Annotated in this window: 13 protein-coding genes; 3 read left to right on the top strand and 10 right to left on the bottom strand. The window is 69.6% G+C overall.

From position 1 onward, the window contains the following. Positions 1–43: 43 nt before the first annotated feature. The 6 genes from FB382_RS11850 to FB382_RS11875 form a co-directional block, all read right to left on the bottom strand. Complete coding sequence (locus tag FB382_RS11850) at positions 44–847, bottom strand: ABC transporter permease (protein WP_182539380.1); 804 nt, start codon at positions 845–847, stop codon at positions 44–46. A gap of 11 nt (positions 848–858) precedes the next feature. After that, positions 859–1695, bottom strand: coding sequence for an ABC transporter permease (locus FB382_RS11855; RefSeq protein ID WP_343055581.1), 837 nt, complete (start codon positions 1693–1695; stop codon positions 859–861). A 2-nt stretch (positions 1696–1697) separates the two neighbouring features. Then, positions 1698–2909, bottom strand: coding sequence for an ABC transporter substrate-binding protein (locus tag FB382_RS11860; protein WP_182539382.1), 1212 nt, complete (start codon positions 2907–2909; stop codon positions 1698–1700). Then, on the bottom strand, positions 2906–3970 hold the full coding sequence (locus FB382_RS11865) for an ABC transporter ATP-binding protein (protein ID WP_182539384.1): 1065 nt from the start codon (positions 3968–3970) through the stop codon (positions 2906–2908). Before FB382_RS11865 ends, FB382_RS11860 begins: the two co-directional genes overlap by 4 nt. A 113-nt stretch (positions 3971–4083) precedes the next feature. Continuing rightward, positions 4084–5340, bottom strand: a complete 1257-nt coding sequence (locus FB382_RS11870) for a saccharopine dehydrogenase family protein (RefSeq protein WP_343055582.1) — start codon at positions 5338–5340, stop codon at positions 4084–4086. Beyond that, positions 5333–6766, bottom strand: coding sequence for a gamma-aminobutyraldehyde dehydrogenase (locus FB382_RS11875; RefSeq protein WP_182539386.1), 1434 nt, complete (start codon positions 6764–6766; stop codon positions 5333–5335). Before FB382_RS11875 ends, FB382_RS11870 begins: the two co-directional genes overlap by 8 nt. 124 nt (positions 6767–6890) lie before the next feature. Between FB382_RS11875 and FB382_RS11880 the strand changes: the two genes are divergently transcribed. Continuing rightward, entirely contained in the window at positions 6891–8279 is a 1389-nt protein-coding gene (locus FB382_RS11880; RefSeq protein ID WP_182539388.1) for an aspartate aminotransferase family protein, read from the top strand. A 378-nt stretch (positions 8280–8657) separates the two neighbouring features. Here the strand turns inward: FB382_RS11880 and FB382_RS11885 are convergent, their stop codons facing one another. The 4 genes from FB382_RS11885 to FB382_RS11900 are packed head-to-tail and all read right to left on the bottom strand — an operon-like array spanning position 8658 to position 12658. Continuing rightward, positions 8658–9455 (bottom strand): ABC transporter permease, encoded by a 798-nt coding sequence (locus FB382_RS11885; protein WP_125038782.1) that lies wholly within the window; start codon positions 9453–9455, stop codon positions 8658–8660. Beyond that, positions 9455–10315, bottom strand: a complete 861-nt coding sequence (locus FB382_RS11890) for an ABC transporter permease (RefSeq protein ID WP_125038783.1) — start codon at positions 10313–10315, stop codon at positions 9455–9457. The genes FB382_RS11885 and FB382_RS11890 overlap by 1 nt, the downstream gene beginning before the upstream one ends. Beyond that, positions 10315–11472 carry an ABC transporter ATP-binding protein gene (locus tag FB382_RS11895; protein WP_343055583.1) on the bottom strand — a complete coding sequence of 386 codons (1158 nt, stop codon included), beginning with the start codon at positions 11470–11472 and terminating at the stop codon, positions 10315–10317. Before FB382_RS11895 ends, FB382_RS11890 begins: the two co-directional genes overlap by 1 nt. Continuing rightward, the gene (locus FB382_RS11900; protein ID WP_182539392.1) at positions 11465–12658 is read right to left on the bottom strand and encodes an ABC transporter substrate-binding protein; all 1194 of its coding nucleotides are present in this window, start codon (positions 12656–12658) and stop codon (positions 11465–11467) included. The genes FB382_RS11895 and FB382_RS11900 overlap by 8 nt, the downstream gene beginning before the upstream one ends. A gap of 165 nt (positions 12659–12823) precedes the next feature. On the opposite strand from FB382_RS11900, the gene FB382_RS11905 reads away from it, so the two are divergent. Further along, the gene (locus FB382_RS11905; protein WP_125038786.1) at positions 12824–13288 is read left to right on the top strand and encodes an Lrp/AsnC family transcriptional regulator; all 465 of its coding nucleotides are present in this window, start codon (positions 12824–12826) and stop codon (positions 13286–13288) included. After that, on the top strand, positions 13273–14685 hold the full coding sequence (locus FB382_RS11910; RefSeq protein WP_343055584.1) for an NAD(P)/FAD-dependent oxidoreductase: 1413 nt from the start codon (positions 13273–13275) through the stop codon (positions 14683–14685). The genes FB382_RS11905 and FB382_RS11910 overlap by 16 nt, the downstream gene beginning before the upstream one ends.

Genomic DNA, 14685 nt, shown 5'->3' on the forward strand with positions numbered 1-14685 from the left:
CAGATCGACCGCAACCGGAGCACCACACCGGCTCGGTGTCGCGTCAGCGCACCGTCTCCCCCGCGCCGGACGACAGCCGCTGAGCGAGGTAGATCGGGACCGCCGAGAGCAGCACCAGCACGGCCGCGACCACGTTGACGACGGGTCCCTGGTTGGGCCGGAAGAGGTTCTGGAAGATCCAGATCGGCAGCGTCTGGTCGGTCGCGCTGATGGTGAAGGTGGTCACGACGATCTCGTCGAAGGACAGACCGAACGACAGCAGCGCCCCGGCCAGCAGCGCCGAGCGGAGCATCGGGAAGGTGACCAGCCGGAAGGTCGTGAAGGGTCCCGCGCCCAGGTCCATCGAGGCCTGCTCGAAGTTGCCCCCGAGCCGCTGGAGACGTGCCTGCACGTTGTTGAACACCGTGACGATGCAGAACGTCGCGTGGGCGACGACCACCGTGACCAGGCTCAGCCCGACCCCGAGGATCGTGGTGAACGCGTTGCTGAGCGCGATGCCGGTCACGATGCCGGGCAGCGCGATCGGCAGGATGATCACGAGCGAGACGAGGTTGCGCCCGAAGAACCGCGTGCGCTGCAGGCCGAGGCTGGCCAGCGTGCCGAGCACCAGCGCGACCGCGGTCGCCAGGAGGGCCACCTCCACGCTGGTCCACAGCGCCGACCGGGCGCCACTGCTGTGCCAGGCGGCGTCCCACCACTTCAGGGTCAGGTCGGGCGGCGGCCACGTGAACGTGCGGTCGACGTTGAACGAGTTGAGCACCACCAGCACCAGCGGTGTGTAGATCACGAGCAGCACCAGCGCGGTGAACGCCATCAGCGCGGCGCGCATGCCTCGGGACATCGTCATCGCGGCCTCCCCTACAGGTTGTCCAGCGCGCCGGTCCGTCGGACCACGGCCAGGTAGATGAGCATGACGGCGATGGGCACCGTGGTCACTGCCGCGGCGAACGGCAGGTTGTTGGCGGCGCCGATGTTGTTGTAGACGACGTTGCCGAGCAGCTGGCTGGTGCCGCCGACGATGCTGACCGCGATGAAGTCGCCCATCGACAGCGAGAACGTGAAGATCGACCCGGCCACCAGGGCGGGGAAGGCCGTCGGCAGCACCACCCGGACCACGGTCGTCCAGGCGTGGGCCCCGAGGTCCGCCGACGCCTCCAGCATCGAGTCGGGCAGCCGCTGGAGACCGGCGTACACCGGCAGGATCATGTAGGGCAGCCACAGGTAGGCCAGCGTCATCGTCGTCGCGAACAGGCCGTAGCCGGGCGAGTGCAGCCCCAGCGGGCCCAGGACCCAGTCGAGGAGCCCACCTTGGGACAGCATCCCGCGCCAGGCGTAGGCCTTGACGAGGTACGACGCCCAGAGCGGCATCAGCACGGCGATCACCAGCAGGCGCTGGAGCCGCGGTGAGGCCACCTTGGCCATGTAGAGCGCGATCGGGAAGGCCAGCACCGCGTCGATGACGGTCACGAAGGCCGCGATCGCCAGCGTCCGCACGGTGATGGTCCGGTAGACGTCGATGGTCAGCAGGTCGCGGAAGTTGTCCAGCGTCCAGTGCCGCTGGATCTGGCCGGTGAAGTCGTCCTGGGTCCACAGCGACGTGATCAGCAGGGCCGCGAGCGCGCCGAGGTAGGCCACCCCGAGCCACAGGAGCGGCGGAGTCAGGAGCAACGCGGTGCGGGTCCGCGTCTGCGTCACGGTCAGCCCTTGATCTCGGTCCAGGCCTGGGTCCAGTCGCCGTAGTCGGTGCACTTCACGTCGGTGCGCCCGTCGAGGCACTGGGAGATCGGCGTGGTCCAGTACCAGATCTTGTCCGAGAACGCCTGGTCGGTCGCGTGGTACTCCTCGCAGTGCTTCTTGTTCACGGTGAGGTCGCACGCCTTGGCGTTGGCCGGGGCCTCACCGAAGTACTCCGCCACCTCGGCCTGGGGGCCGGGGCTGGTGATGTAGTCCATCCACGCGTAGGCACAGTTGGAGTGCTTCGACGCCGCACTGACCATCCAGGTGTCCGACCACCCGGTCGACGTCTCCTCCGGGAAGACGGTCTTGATGGGGGCGCCCTCCCCCGCGGCGAGGCTGGCGTTGATCTGCCAGGTCGTCCCGATCACGGTGTCGCCCGTGGTCAGGGCCTGGACGTTCTGCAGGTAGTTCGCCCAGTACTCCGAGATGTTCTTCCGCTGGGCCTTGAGCAGGTCCACCGCGGCGGCGAGCTGGTCCTGGTCGAGGGCGTAGGGGTTGGTGATGCCGAGGTCGGGCTGGTGCTTCATGAGGTAGAGACCGGCGTCGGCGATGTAGATCGGCGAGTCGTACGCCGTCACCTTGCCCTTGTACTTGGAGGCGTCGTCGAACACCGCGCTCCAGCTCGTGGGTGCCGGCTTGACCACGTCGGAGTTGTACGAGAGCAGGTTGGCTCCCCAGCCGTGCGGGATGCCGTACATCTGGCCGTCGACGGAGTTCCAGGCGCGGTCCTTGAGGAACGGCACGATGTCGGCGTAGCTCTTGACCAGGTCGGTGTTCACGGGAGCCGCGTCACCGGAGGCGATCAGCCGCAGCGAGGCGTCGCCGGAGGCCGAGGCGACGTCGTACTGGTTGGTCTGCATCAGCTTGACGGCCTCGTCGGAGGTGTTGAACACCTTCACGTTGGCCTGGCAGCCGGTCTGCTTCTCGAACGGCGTGACCCAGTCGTACTTCGGGCTGTTGCTTCCGTCCTCGGCGTAGCCCGCCCAGGCGAGGATGTTGACCTCGCCCTCCATGTCGCCGATCGACTCCTTCATCGGCACGTCGGGAGGGGTGAACCCGTTGCTCCCGCCGCCGCTCGAGCTCGTGTCGCTGCTGGTGCCGCACCCCGAGAGCACCGCCAGCAGTGCGACGCCGGCGAGGGCGGCGAGCCGCCCGGAGCTTCTGTTCATCATGCTGTCTCCTCCTCAGGGGACGCCCCCGGGCCGGAGCCGGCCAGGGACACGAGGTTGTCGCGCTGCCAGGTGAGCACGACGGGGTGGTCGCGCCGCTCCAGCGCGGCGTCGATCGAGCGGTCACTGTTCTGGTGGGACACGGTCAGGGTCGCGCCCGCATCGAGGTCGACGACCGAGTGCGTCGTGGCACCGAGGTAGACGACCTCGCGGACGACACCCCGCGCGACACACGTGCCGTCGTCGCCGTCGGGGGCGCGGTCCGGGGCGACCATCGAGACCTTCTCCGGTCGGATCACGAAGGTGCCGTCCTCGCCGAGCAGGGTCCGGGACACCTCGCCCTGCAGCAGGTTGGAGGTGCCGACGAAGCCGGCCACGAACGAGCTGGCGGGCCGCTCGTAGAGCTCGACAGGGGTGGCGAGCTGCTCGATGCGGCCCTCGTTGAACACCGCGATCCGGTCGCTCATCGTCAGCGCCTCCTCCTGGTCGTGGGTCACGAACACGAAGGTGATGCCGACCTCGCGCTGGATCTGCTTGAGCTCGATCTGCATCTCGCGGCGCAGCTTGAGGTCGAGCGCGCCGAGCGGCTCGTCGAGCAGCAGCACCTGGGGCCGGTTGACCAGCGCGCGGGCCAGCGCGACGCGCTGGCGCTGGCCACCGGACAGCTGGTGCGGGCGGCGATCGGCGTACCCCTCGAGGCGGACGGTGGCCAGCGCCTCGAGGGCTCGCTTGCGGCGCTCGTCGCGCGGGACCTTCTTGACGCGCAGGCCGTACTCGACGTTCTGCCGCACGCTCATGTGCGGGAAGATCGCGTAGTCCTGGAAGACGGTGTTGACGTCGCGCCGGTTGGGCGGGCGATCGGTCACGTCGTGCTCGCCGAGCAGCACCCGGCCCGAGGTCGGCGTCTCGAAGCCGGCGATCAGTCGCAGCACGGTGGTCTTGCCCGATCCGGACGGGCCGAGCATGGAGAAGAACTCGCCCTCGGCGATGTCGAGGTCGAGGTCGTCCACGGCCCGCACGTCAGCGAAGTGCTTGCTCAGGCCGCGCAGGGAAATCGCCGACATGTCGGAACGGTAGCGAAGGTCGCCCTTCGATTTCCATCGTCCGGTGCCATCTTGACAACGATTTACACCATCGTGATGCGTCCGATCTGGCCGAAACCGCCGAGGGCTGCTGGTCAGGCGTCGAGCTCCTTGATCCCCCACGGGCTCCCGTAGGCGGTCAGCAGCTCCAGGAACGGCACCGCGTCGAAGGCCTCGGGCCCCAGCACGCCGGTCCCCGACCAGGTGCCGGTGGCGAGCAGCTCCAGGGCCACGACGGGGTTGATCGCGGTCTGCCAGACCACGCACTGGTGGCCGTACTCCTGCATCGACCACTCGTTGTCCACGACGTGGTAGAGGTACGTCGACCGCGGCCCGGTCGGGTTCCCCTCGCCGTCCTTGCCGGTGCCCGTGACCCACAGGCCGGCGCAGGTCTTGCCCTTCATGCGCGGGCCGACGGTCGCCGGGTCCGGCAGCACCGCGGCCACCACGTCCCGCGGGCTCACCTCACAGTGCCCACCAGAAGCGGCCTTGACCCGGACCTTCTCGGTGCGGTCCAGGCCGAGCGTGTGCAGCACCTTGAGGATGCCGATGAACTCGTCGCCGAGGCCGTACTTGAACGTCGCCCGCTTGCAGTCGACCCAGCGCGGCATGAGGAGGACCTCCTCGTGCTCCACGTTGACGCACTCCACCGGCCCGATCCCCTCGGGGAAGTCGAAGACCTCCGGCTCGGAGAACGGCTCGGTGGTGTGCCACTCCCCGTCCTGCCAGATCACGGGCGGGTTGAGGCACTCCTCGATCGTGGTCCACATCGAGAACGACGGCGCGAAGATCTCGTTGCCGTCGTCGTCGGTCACGACGAGGTTGGCCCCGTCGCGGGTGCCGAGCTCGTCGATCTCGCTGAACAGGTGGTCCGCGGCGTACCGCGCGAAGACGTCGGACAGCCCCGGCTCCACACCGATGCCGACCAGCGCCAGACGGCCCGCCTCCCCCCAGGCGGGGGCCGCCTCGAACTGGTGGTCTCCGAGCTTCACGCCCGTCTTCTCGTACGGCGCCTCCGGGTGGGGCGTCGAGAGCGACATCGCCATGTCGAGGTAGTCCGCGCCCGCAGCAAAGGCCCCCTCGAACACCGGCATGTTGAAGACCGGGTCGACGGCGTTCATCACGTGCGTGATCCGGTGCTCACGGCAGAGCGCGGTCACCGACTCCACCGACGAGGCGTCGACCTGCGCCGCGACGTACCGGCCGTCCTGCGCCGCCGCCTTCTCGGCACGGGCCGGGTCGTAGTCGGCGACGACGACCGCCTCGAAGAAGTCGCGGCGCGCGGCGATCGCGGCGAAGGCCGACCCGACCCCGCCCGCCCCGACGAGCAGGATCCGCATCGGGTCAGTCACCGATGTAGCTCATCACGTGCTTGATCCGGGTGTAGTCCTCGAGCCCGTACATGGAGAGGTCCTTGCCGTAGCCGGAGTGCTTGAAGCCGCCGTGGGGCATCTCGGCGACGATCGGGATGTGGGTGTTGATCCACACCGCGCCGAAGTCGAGGTGCTTGGCCATCCGCATGGCGCGGCCGTGGTCGCGGGTCCACACCGAGGAGGCCAGGCCGTACTGCACGCCGTTGGCCCACCGGAGCGCCTCGGCCTCGTCCGAGAAGCGCTGCACGGTGATGACCGGGCCGAAGATCTCGTCCTGCACCTGCTCGTCGTCCTGGCGGAGGCCGGAGAGCACGGTCGGCTCGTAGAAGTAGCCCTGCTCCCCCTGCCGCTTGCCCCCGGTCTCGATCTTCGCGTGGTCGGGCAGCCGGTCGACCATGCCGGTCACCCGGGCGAGCTGGTTCTCGTTGTTGAGGGCGCCGTAGAGCGCGTCCTCGTCGTCGGGGAGGCCGGTGCTGGTGCCGCGCGCCTGCTCGGTGAGCGCGGCGACGAACTCGTCGTGGACGCCCGGCCCGGCGAGGACGCGGGTGGCGGCGGTGCAGTCCTGGCCGGCGTTGAAGTAGCCGGCCTCGGCGATGCCGGCGGCCGCCTTCTCGATGTCCGCGTCGTCGAAGACGATCACCGGCGCCTTGCCGCCGAGCTCGAGGTGGGCGCGCTTGAGCTGGGCAGCCGCGGAGCCCGCGACCTCCATGCCCGCGCGGACCGAGCCGGTGATCGAGACCATCTGGGGGGTCGGGTGCTCGACCACGAGCCGGCCCGTGTCGCGGTCGCCACAGACGACGTTGAGGACGCCGGGCGGCAGGAACTCCTGGGCGAGCTCGGCGAGCAGCGTCGAGCTCGCCGGCGTCGTGTCGCTGGGCTTGAGGACGATGGTGTTGCCGGCCGCGAGGGCGGGCGCGATCTTCCAGACCATCATCATCAGCGGGTAGTTCCAGGGAGTCACCTGGCCGACCACGCCGATCGGCTCGCGGCGGACGAAGGAGGTGTGGTCCTTCATGTACTCCCCCGCCGAGCGTCCCTCGAGCACGCGGGCGGCGCCGGCGAAGAAGCGGATCTGGTCCACGCTCGGCGGCAGCTCCTCGCTGGCGGTGAGGCCGAGCGGCTTGCCGGTGTCCTGGGACTCGACCCGCACGAACTCGTCGGCGCGCTTCTCGAGGGCGTCGGCGATCTTGAGCAGCGCCTGCTGCCGCTCGGACGGCGTCGTGTCGCCCCACTCCTCGAAGGCGCGGGCGGCCGCGGTGTAGGCGCGGTCGACGTCCTCGGCCCCCGACAGCGGGGCCTGCGCGTACGTCGCTCCCGTGGTCGGGTCGACGACGTCGTACGTCGTGCCGGCGGCGGACTCGACGAGCTCACCGTTGATGACATTGCGGAAGGTCAGGTCTGCCATGGCGCGAGCCTAGGCGAGACGACGGTGGAGCCGTAACCCTTAGGCAACGAAATCCGTGTGAAATCTGGCCCCGCACCACGGATTCGCTTGCCTGTCGGGGGGTGAACCGTCCACGATGGTCCGTATGCACCCGGACTACGACCACCTCCAGCGCGCCGCCAAGGACCACCTGTGGATGCACTTCACGCGGCACTCCACCTATGACCACGCCGACGTGCCGGTCATCGTGCGGGGCGAGGGTCCCTACATCTGGGACGCCAAGGGCAAGCGCTACCTCGACGCGCTCGCCGGGCTCTTCGTCTCCCAGCTGGGTCACGGACGCACCGAGCTCGCCGACGCCGCGGCCGCCCAGGCCCGCGAGCTGGCGTTCATGCCGCTGTGGTCCTACGCGCACCCCTCGGCGATCCAGCTGGCCGAGCGGGTCGCCGGCTACGCGCCGGGTGACCTCAACCGCGTCTTCTTCACCAGCGGCGGCGGCGAGGCCGTCGAGACCGCGTGGAAGCTCGCCAAGAACTACTTCAAGCTCACCGGCAAGCCGATGAAGCACAAGGTGATCAGCCGCGCGATCGCCTACCACGGCACCACCCAGGGCGCGCTGTCGATCACCGGGCTGCCGGGGCTCAAGCAGCAGTTCGAGCCGCTGGTGCCCTCGACGTTCCGGGTGCCCAACACCAACGCCTACCGCGCCTCGGAGATCACCGGCGGCTTCCTCGACGGCAGCGACCCGGAGGCCTTCGGCCGCTGGGCCGCCGACCAGATCGCGGTCGCGATCGAGAACGAGGGTCCCGACACGGTGGCCGCGGTGTTCCTCGAGCCGGTGCAGAACGCCGGCGGCTGCTTCCCGCCCCCGCCCGGCTACTTCCAGCGGGTCCGCGAGATCTGCGACGAGCACGACGTACTGCTCGTCTCCGACGAGGTGATCTGCGCTTTCGGCCGCCTCGGCCACATGTTCGGCGCGGAGCGCTACGGCTACCAGCCCGACATGATCACCTGCGCCAAGGGCATCACCTCGGGCTACGCACCGCTCGGCGCGATGATCGCCTCGGACCGGCTGATGGAGCCCTTCCTGCAGGGCCACGAGTCCTTCGCCCACGGCTACACCTTCGGCGGCCACCCGGTCTCCGCGGCCGTCGCGATGGCCAACCTCGACATCTTCGAGAACGAGGGTGTGCTGGAGAACGTCCGCGACAACGAGGGTGCGTTCCGGGCCACCCTGGAGCGGCTGCTGGACCTGCCGATCGTGGGCGACGTCCGCGGCGACGGCTACTTCTACGGGATCGAGCTGGTCAAGGACAAGGACACCAAGGAGACCTTCAACGACGAGGAGGCCGAGAAGCTGCTGCGCGGCTTCCTGTCCAAGGCGTTGTACGACGAGGGCCTCTACTGCCGCGCCGACGACCGGGGCGACCCGGTCATCCAGCTCTCCCCGCCGCTGATCTGCACCCAGGAGCACTTCGACGAGATCGAGCAGATCCTGCGCGTGGTCCTGGACAAGGCCTCGTCCCTGGTCTGACCACCCGGGACGTCATGGGGAAGCGCGCCCGCGCGCGTGGCCGCCCCGCCGGCGAGAGCGGTGAGCTGTGAACCCTTTCCCTGCCCGGCTCGGTTCATGACTCACCGCCGGGTCGGCCGGGCGGTGGGTGGTGAACCGTTTCCAGGTCGGGTTCGGTTGCTGGCTCACCGCTGGGGCCGTTCGAGGGTGCGCCTGGGGCGGGGCGGCGGCCGAGCGCAGCGAGGGCCGTCGCCCCGACCGCCGCCTGAAGCCGATCGCGCGAGGCTCGCAGTCAAGGACGCCGAAGGCGCCGCGAAGCGGGCGAAGCTCCTTGACGGCGTGACGCGATCGGCTACGCGGCGCGCCCCCATCCACCCCAAGACCACGATCGAGCCAACGTCAGGTCAGCGCCCGGCTCCGGCGCCGGTTGTTGGCCTCGCCACCCAGCACGATCAGCACCGACACGAGGAACATCACCGTCCCGATCACGTTGACCTGCATGGGGACACCGCGCTGGGCGACGCCCCAGACGTACATCGGGAACGTCGTGGTCTGGCCGGCGTTGAGGTTGGTGATGATGAAGTCGTCGAAGGAGAGCGAGAAGCTCAGCAGCGCGGCGCCCAGGATGCCCGGGAAGACCAGCGGGAAGGTGACCCGCCAGAACGTCTGGGCAGGGGTGGCGTAGAGGTCCATCGCCGCCTGCTCGAGGGTGTCGTCCATGCCGGCGAGCCGGGCCCGGACGGTCACGACGACGAAGGACAGGCAGAACATCACGTGGGCGATCAGGATCGTCCAGAAGCCCAGCTGCCCGCTGAAGCCGGCGGCCACGAAGAGCGCCAGCAGCGAGGAGCCCATCACGATCTCGGGCGCGGCCATCGGCAGGAAGATCAGCAGGTTCGTGGCCGAGCGGCCCACGAAGTCGTGGCGCACCAGCGCGAACGCCGCGAGGGTGCCGAGCACGGTCGCCCCGAGCGTGGCGAGCAGCCCGATCTCGACGCTGCGCCCCAGCGCCGAGCACATGCTGGGGTCCAGGCACGGGTTGGCCCAGTTGGACAGCGTGAACTTGTGGAACGCATAGACGTTGCGGCTCGGCGGGTCGTTGAAGCTCATCCCGATGACGATCGCGATCGGCACGAACGTGTAGACGAGGACGAGCAGCCCGAGCAGGAGAACGATCCGTTCCCGGAACCAGCGCATCACAGCAGGTCCTCCGTCCCGGCCCGGCGGACGTAGACGAGCACCATCGCCACGATCAGCACCATCAGGATCACCGACAGCGCGGCCGCCGACGGGTAGTCGTTGGCGTCGGTGAACAGGCTCTGGATCTTGGTGCCGACCATCGCCTGGTTGGGGCTGCCCAGCAGCTGGACGTTGATGAAGTCACCGGCAGCCGGGATGAACGTCAGCAGCGTCCCGGAGACCACGCCCGGCAGCGACAGCGGCCAGGTGACCTTCCAGAACCCGACGAACGGGTTGGCGTAGAGGTCGCCGGACGCCTCGATCAGCCGGTGGTCGATCTTGTCGAGGCTGGCGAAGAGCGGCAGCACCATGAACGGCAGGAAGTTGTAGGTCAGGCCCGCGATGACGGCGGCCGGCGTGGCCAGGAGCCGGCCGTCCGCGCCGAGCACGTGCACGGCCTGGAGGGTGTTCACCACGAAGCCGTCGTCGGCCAGGATCAGCTTCCACGACAGGGTGCGGATCAGGAAGCTGGTGAAGAACGGTGCGATCACCAGCACCAGCAGGAGGTTCTTCCACCGGCCGGACTTGAAGGCGATCGCGTAGGCCAGCACGTAGCCGAGCAGCAGGCAGAGCAGGGTCGCGGCGCCGCCGTACAGCAGCGACCTGACCAGCGGGCTCCAGTACGTCGAGAGCGCGTCGGAGTAGTTGCTCCACGACCAGTCCATCGTGTAGCCGCGGAAGTCCGAGCCGCTCGGGTCGAACAGGCTCGTCGCGACCAGCGAGTAGAGCGGCACCACGAAGAACAGGCCGAGCCAGAGCAGCCCCGGCAGGAGCAGGAGGTAGCCGGTGCCACCGCGGCGCCGGACCGTCTCGCTCATCAACCCTCCTCGCGTCGCTGGGCGCCGGCCTCGGCGTCCTGGCTGTGGTCGAGCAGGAAGGCGTACTCGGGCCGCCAAGAGAGTTCGACGCGGTCGCCCTGGCGGAAGATCCGGCGCCGTCCGGTGTTCTGCTCGAAGACCTGGAGCTCCTGGCCCCACGGCATCCGGACGAGGTACTGCGTGCTGACGCCGAAGAAGCTCACGTCGGTGACGACGCCGCCGGGGATGGTGTTGCCCGGGGCGTCGAGGGCCTCGCCCTCCTCCCCGATCAGCACCTTCTCTGGCCGGATCCCGACCCAGCCCTGGTCGCCCTCGGCGTGCGTCCGCTCGGTCGGGACCGTGACCCCGATGCCGTGCATCTCCACGCTGACCACGTCGGCGGCGCGGGACCGGATGGTGCCCTCGATCAGGTTGGACTGCCCCAGGAAGTTGGCCACGAACGTGGACTGGGGGTTCTCGTAGAGCTCGGCGGGGGCACCCATCTGCTCGATGACGCCCTTGTTCATCACCGCGACCGTGTCGGCCATGGTCATGGCCTCTTCCTGGTCGTGGGTGACGTGGATGAAGGTCAGCCCGACCTCGGTCTGGATCCGCTTGAGCTCGATCTGCATCGAGCGGCGCAGCTTGAGGTCGAGCGCCCCGAGCGGCTCGTCGAGCAGCAGCACCTCGGGCTTGTTGATCAGCGCCCGGGCCAGCGCCACCCGTTGCTGCTGGCCGCCCGACAGCTGGGCCGGCTTCTTGCGGGCCTGGCTGGTCAGCTCGACGAGCTCGAGCATGTCGGCGACCTGCTGCTTGACGTCGGCCTTCTTGCGACGGCGCAGCCCGAACGCGACGTTCTCGAAGATGTCGAGGTGCGGGAACAGCGCGTAGCTCTGGAAGACCGTGTTGACCGGCCGGTGGTAGGGCTTGGCGGCGGTGATGTCCTGCCCGGCGAGGGTGATGGTCCCGGCCGTGGGCGTCTCCAGGCCGGCCACCATCCGCAGGGTCGTGGTCTTGCCGCAGCCCGAGGGGCCGAGGAGAGCGAAGAACGATCCACGGGGTACGTCGAGGTCGAGGTCGTGGACGGCCTCGAAGGCACCGAAGGACTTCGTCACCGCCCGCAGCCGCAGCCCCTCGAAGGACTCCGCGGCCGTGTCCACCACGTCGCTCTCAGCCACCTGAGACATCGGACCACTCTCCTTCGTACTGGATCTGCTGCCGGTCATCGAGCGCCATGAAGTCCCACGTCTTCGACAGCATGTCCTCGTCGGGGAAGATCAGCTTGTTGTCGACGAGGGAGGCATCGATCTTCTCCATCTCCTGCTGGGCGCCCTCGACCGGGCAGATGTAGTTGACCCAGGCCGCCAGCTTCGCGGCGTTGACCGGGTCGTAGTAGAAGTTGATCCACTCCTCGGCGTTGGCCTCGTGGGTGGCCAGGTTGGGCACCATCATGTTGTCGCTCCAGATGGCCAGGCCCTCCTCCGGCGTCACGAACTTGATGTCGGGGTTGTCGAACTGGAGCTGGATCACGTCGCCGGACCAGGCCTCGCAGGCCAGGAGGTTCCCGGCCGCCAGGTCCTGGGTGTAGTCGTTGCCGGTGAAGGCCCGGATCTGGCCGTTGGAGACCGAGCCGCGGAGCCGGTCGATCGCGTTGGCCCACTGGTCCGCGGTGAAGTTCTGCGGCTCGGCGCCGACGAGCTTGAGCAGGAAGCCCATCGTGTCGCGCATCTCGTTGAGCAGCGTGACGCGGCCCTTGAGGTCGGGGTTGTCCAGGAGCTCACCGAAGCTCCTGATCTCACCGGTCTTGGCGGCGTTGTAGGCGATGCCGGTGAAGCCGGTCTGCCACGGCGCGTGGTACTTCGCGGTCTTGTCCCACGCCCTCCCCCGCAGCGCCGTGAGGAGGTTCTGGTGGACGTTGGGCACCTTGGCGGCGTCCAGCGGCTGGATCCAGCCCAGACCGATCATCCGGGCGGCCATCCAGTCGGTCAGGACGATCATGTCGCGGCCGATCGGCTGGCAGGTGCCGAGCTGGTTCTTGACCTTGGCGTAGAACTCGGTGTTGGCGTTGATGTCGTCGGTGTACTTCACCGTGATGCCCGTCTGGGCCTCGAACTCGTCGCGCGTGTTGCCCTTCTGGCGCCGCGGGTCGATGTAGCCGGGCCAGTTGCTGATCACCACCTCGCGCTCCGAGGCGGACACGTCACGCGCCCGGCAGGTCAACGGGTCCTGCTGGGCTCCCGGGACGTCGAAGAACGGCAGGTCGAGCGCGGCGATGCTGAGCCCGCCGAAGGCCAGTCCTCCCGCGCCCTTGAGCAGTCCCCGGCGCGACAGCCCGGGCCGGCCGGACGCGCTTCCTCGTGGCATCTGACTCCTTCGAGTGTTCGCTCTCGATGCTCGGATCGTGTCATGCCCAGGGGCACTCGACAAGCGATCCCGTCGAACCGAAACCTCTGCGCAACGAAATCCCTTGTTTCGGCGACACCCGCGAAACCTTTGACCGAACCCTTTCCCCCTGACAGGCTTCGGCCCATGACGAGGAAGCCCCCGACCCAGCTCGACGACGTCAGCAAGGCGATCATCGAGCAGCTCCAGCAGGACGGACGACGCTCCTACGCGGCGATCGGCAAGGTCGTCGGGCTCTCCGAGGCGGCCGTTCGGCAGCGCGTCCAGCGGCTCACCGACAGCGGCGTCATGCAGGTCGTCGCGGTCACCGACCCGCTCGAGCTCGGCTTCGCCCGCCAGGCCATGGTCGGCATCCGCGTCACCGGTCCCCTCGAGAAGGCCGCCGACCGCATCGCGGAGCTCGAGGAGGTCGACTACGTCGTGGTCACCGCCGGCTCCTTCGACCTCCTCGTCGAGGTCGTCTGCGAGAGCGACGAGCACCTGCTCGAGCTGATCTCGGACCGGATCCGGACCATCGAGGGCGTCGTCGCCACCGAGACCTTCATGTACCTCCGGCTCCGCAAGCAGACCTACTCGTGGGGCGTGCGCTGAGCCTCCGTCGTCCCGGCCGCGACCGGCCCTACGACCGGTTGTCGCTCTGGCACGACACCGCCGGCGACGACTGGACCCCGCGCGCGGCGCTGCCCGGCGACACCGACGCCGACGTCGCGATCGTCGGTGCGGGCTACACCGGCCTGTGGACCGCCCACTACCTCGCCGAGGCCGACCCGACGCTGCGGATCGTGGTCCTCGAGGCCGAGGTGGCGGGGTACGGCGCCTCCGGGCGCAACGGCGGCTGGTGCTCGGCCCTGTTCCCCGCCTCCCTGGACAAGCTGGCGGCGGCGAGCGGCCGCGAGGCGGCCCTGGCCCAGCACGCCGCGATGCGGGCCACGGTCGACGAGGTCGCCCGGGTCGCCCGCGCCGAGGGCATCGACGCCGACCTGGCCCACGGCGGCACGATCACGGTGGCCCGGACCGGTGCGCAGTGGCGGCGCGCCCGCGCGGAGGTGGAGCACGCCCGGTCCTGGGGCCGCGGGGAGGACGACCTGCGGCTGCTCGACCGCCGCGAGGCCACGGCCGTCCTCGACGCGACCGGCACGCGCGGGGCGACGTACACGCCCGACTGCATGGCGATCCACCCCGCCAAGCTCGTCCGCGGCCTGGCACGGGCGGTCGAGCGGCGCGGCGTCACGATCCACGAGCGCACCCGCGTCACCGCCATCGAGCCGGGGCTCGCGCGGACGAAGCACGGCACCGTGCGGGCCGGCACGGTCGTCCGGGCGACCGAGGGCTACACCCCGTCGCTGGCCGGGGAGCGTCGCACCCTCGCGCCGGTCTACTCGCTCGTCATCGCCACCGCGCCGCTGCCTGCCGACGTGTGGGACCGGATCGGGCTGGCCCGGCGGGAGACCTTCACCGACCACCGGCACCTGATCGTCTACGGCCAGCGCACGGCCGACGACCGGCTCGTGTTCGGCGGGCGGGGAGCGCCGTACCACCTCGGCTCGCGGGTCCGCCCGGGGTTCGACCACGACGAGAAGGTCTTCGCCAGCCTCTACGACGCGATGACCACGCTCTTCCCGGTGCTCGCCGGCACCCGCGTGACCCACGCGTGGGGTGGCGCCCTGGGCATCCCCCGCGACTGGTGCGCCTCGGTCGGGCTCGACCGCGCGACCGGGCTCGCGTGGGCGGGCGGCTACGTCGGCGACGGCGTCAGCACCACCAACCTCGCCGGCCGCACCCTGCGCGACCTGGTGCTGGGCCGCGACACCGAGCTGACCCGGCTGCCGTGGGTCGGCCACCGGTCCCGCGCCTGGGAGCGCGAACCGCTGCGCTGGCTCGGCATCAACATCGGCCTGCGGGCGATGACCCTCGCCGACGCCGAGGAGTCGCTCACCCGGCAGCCGAGCCTCGCCGCCCGGGCTGTGGGACCGCTGATCGGCGGTTAG

The sequence above is a fragment of the Nocardioides ginsengisegetis genome, assembly GCF_014138045.1.
Taxonomy (GTDB): Bacteria; Actinomycetota; Actinomycetes; order Propionibacteriales; family Nocardioidaceae; genus Nocardioides; species Nocardioides ginsengisegetis.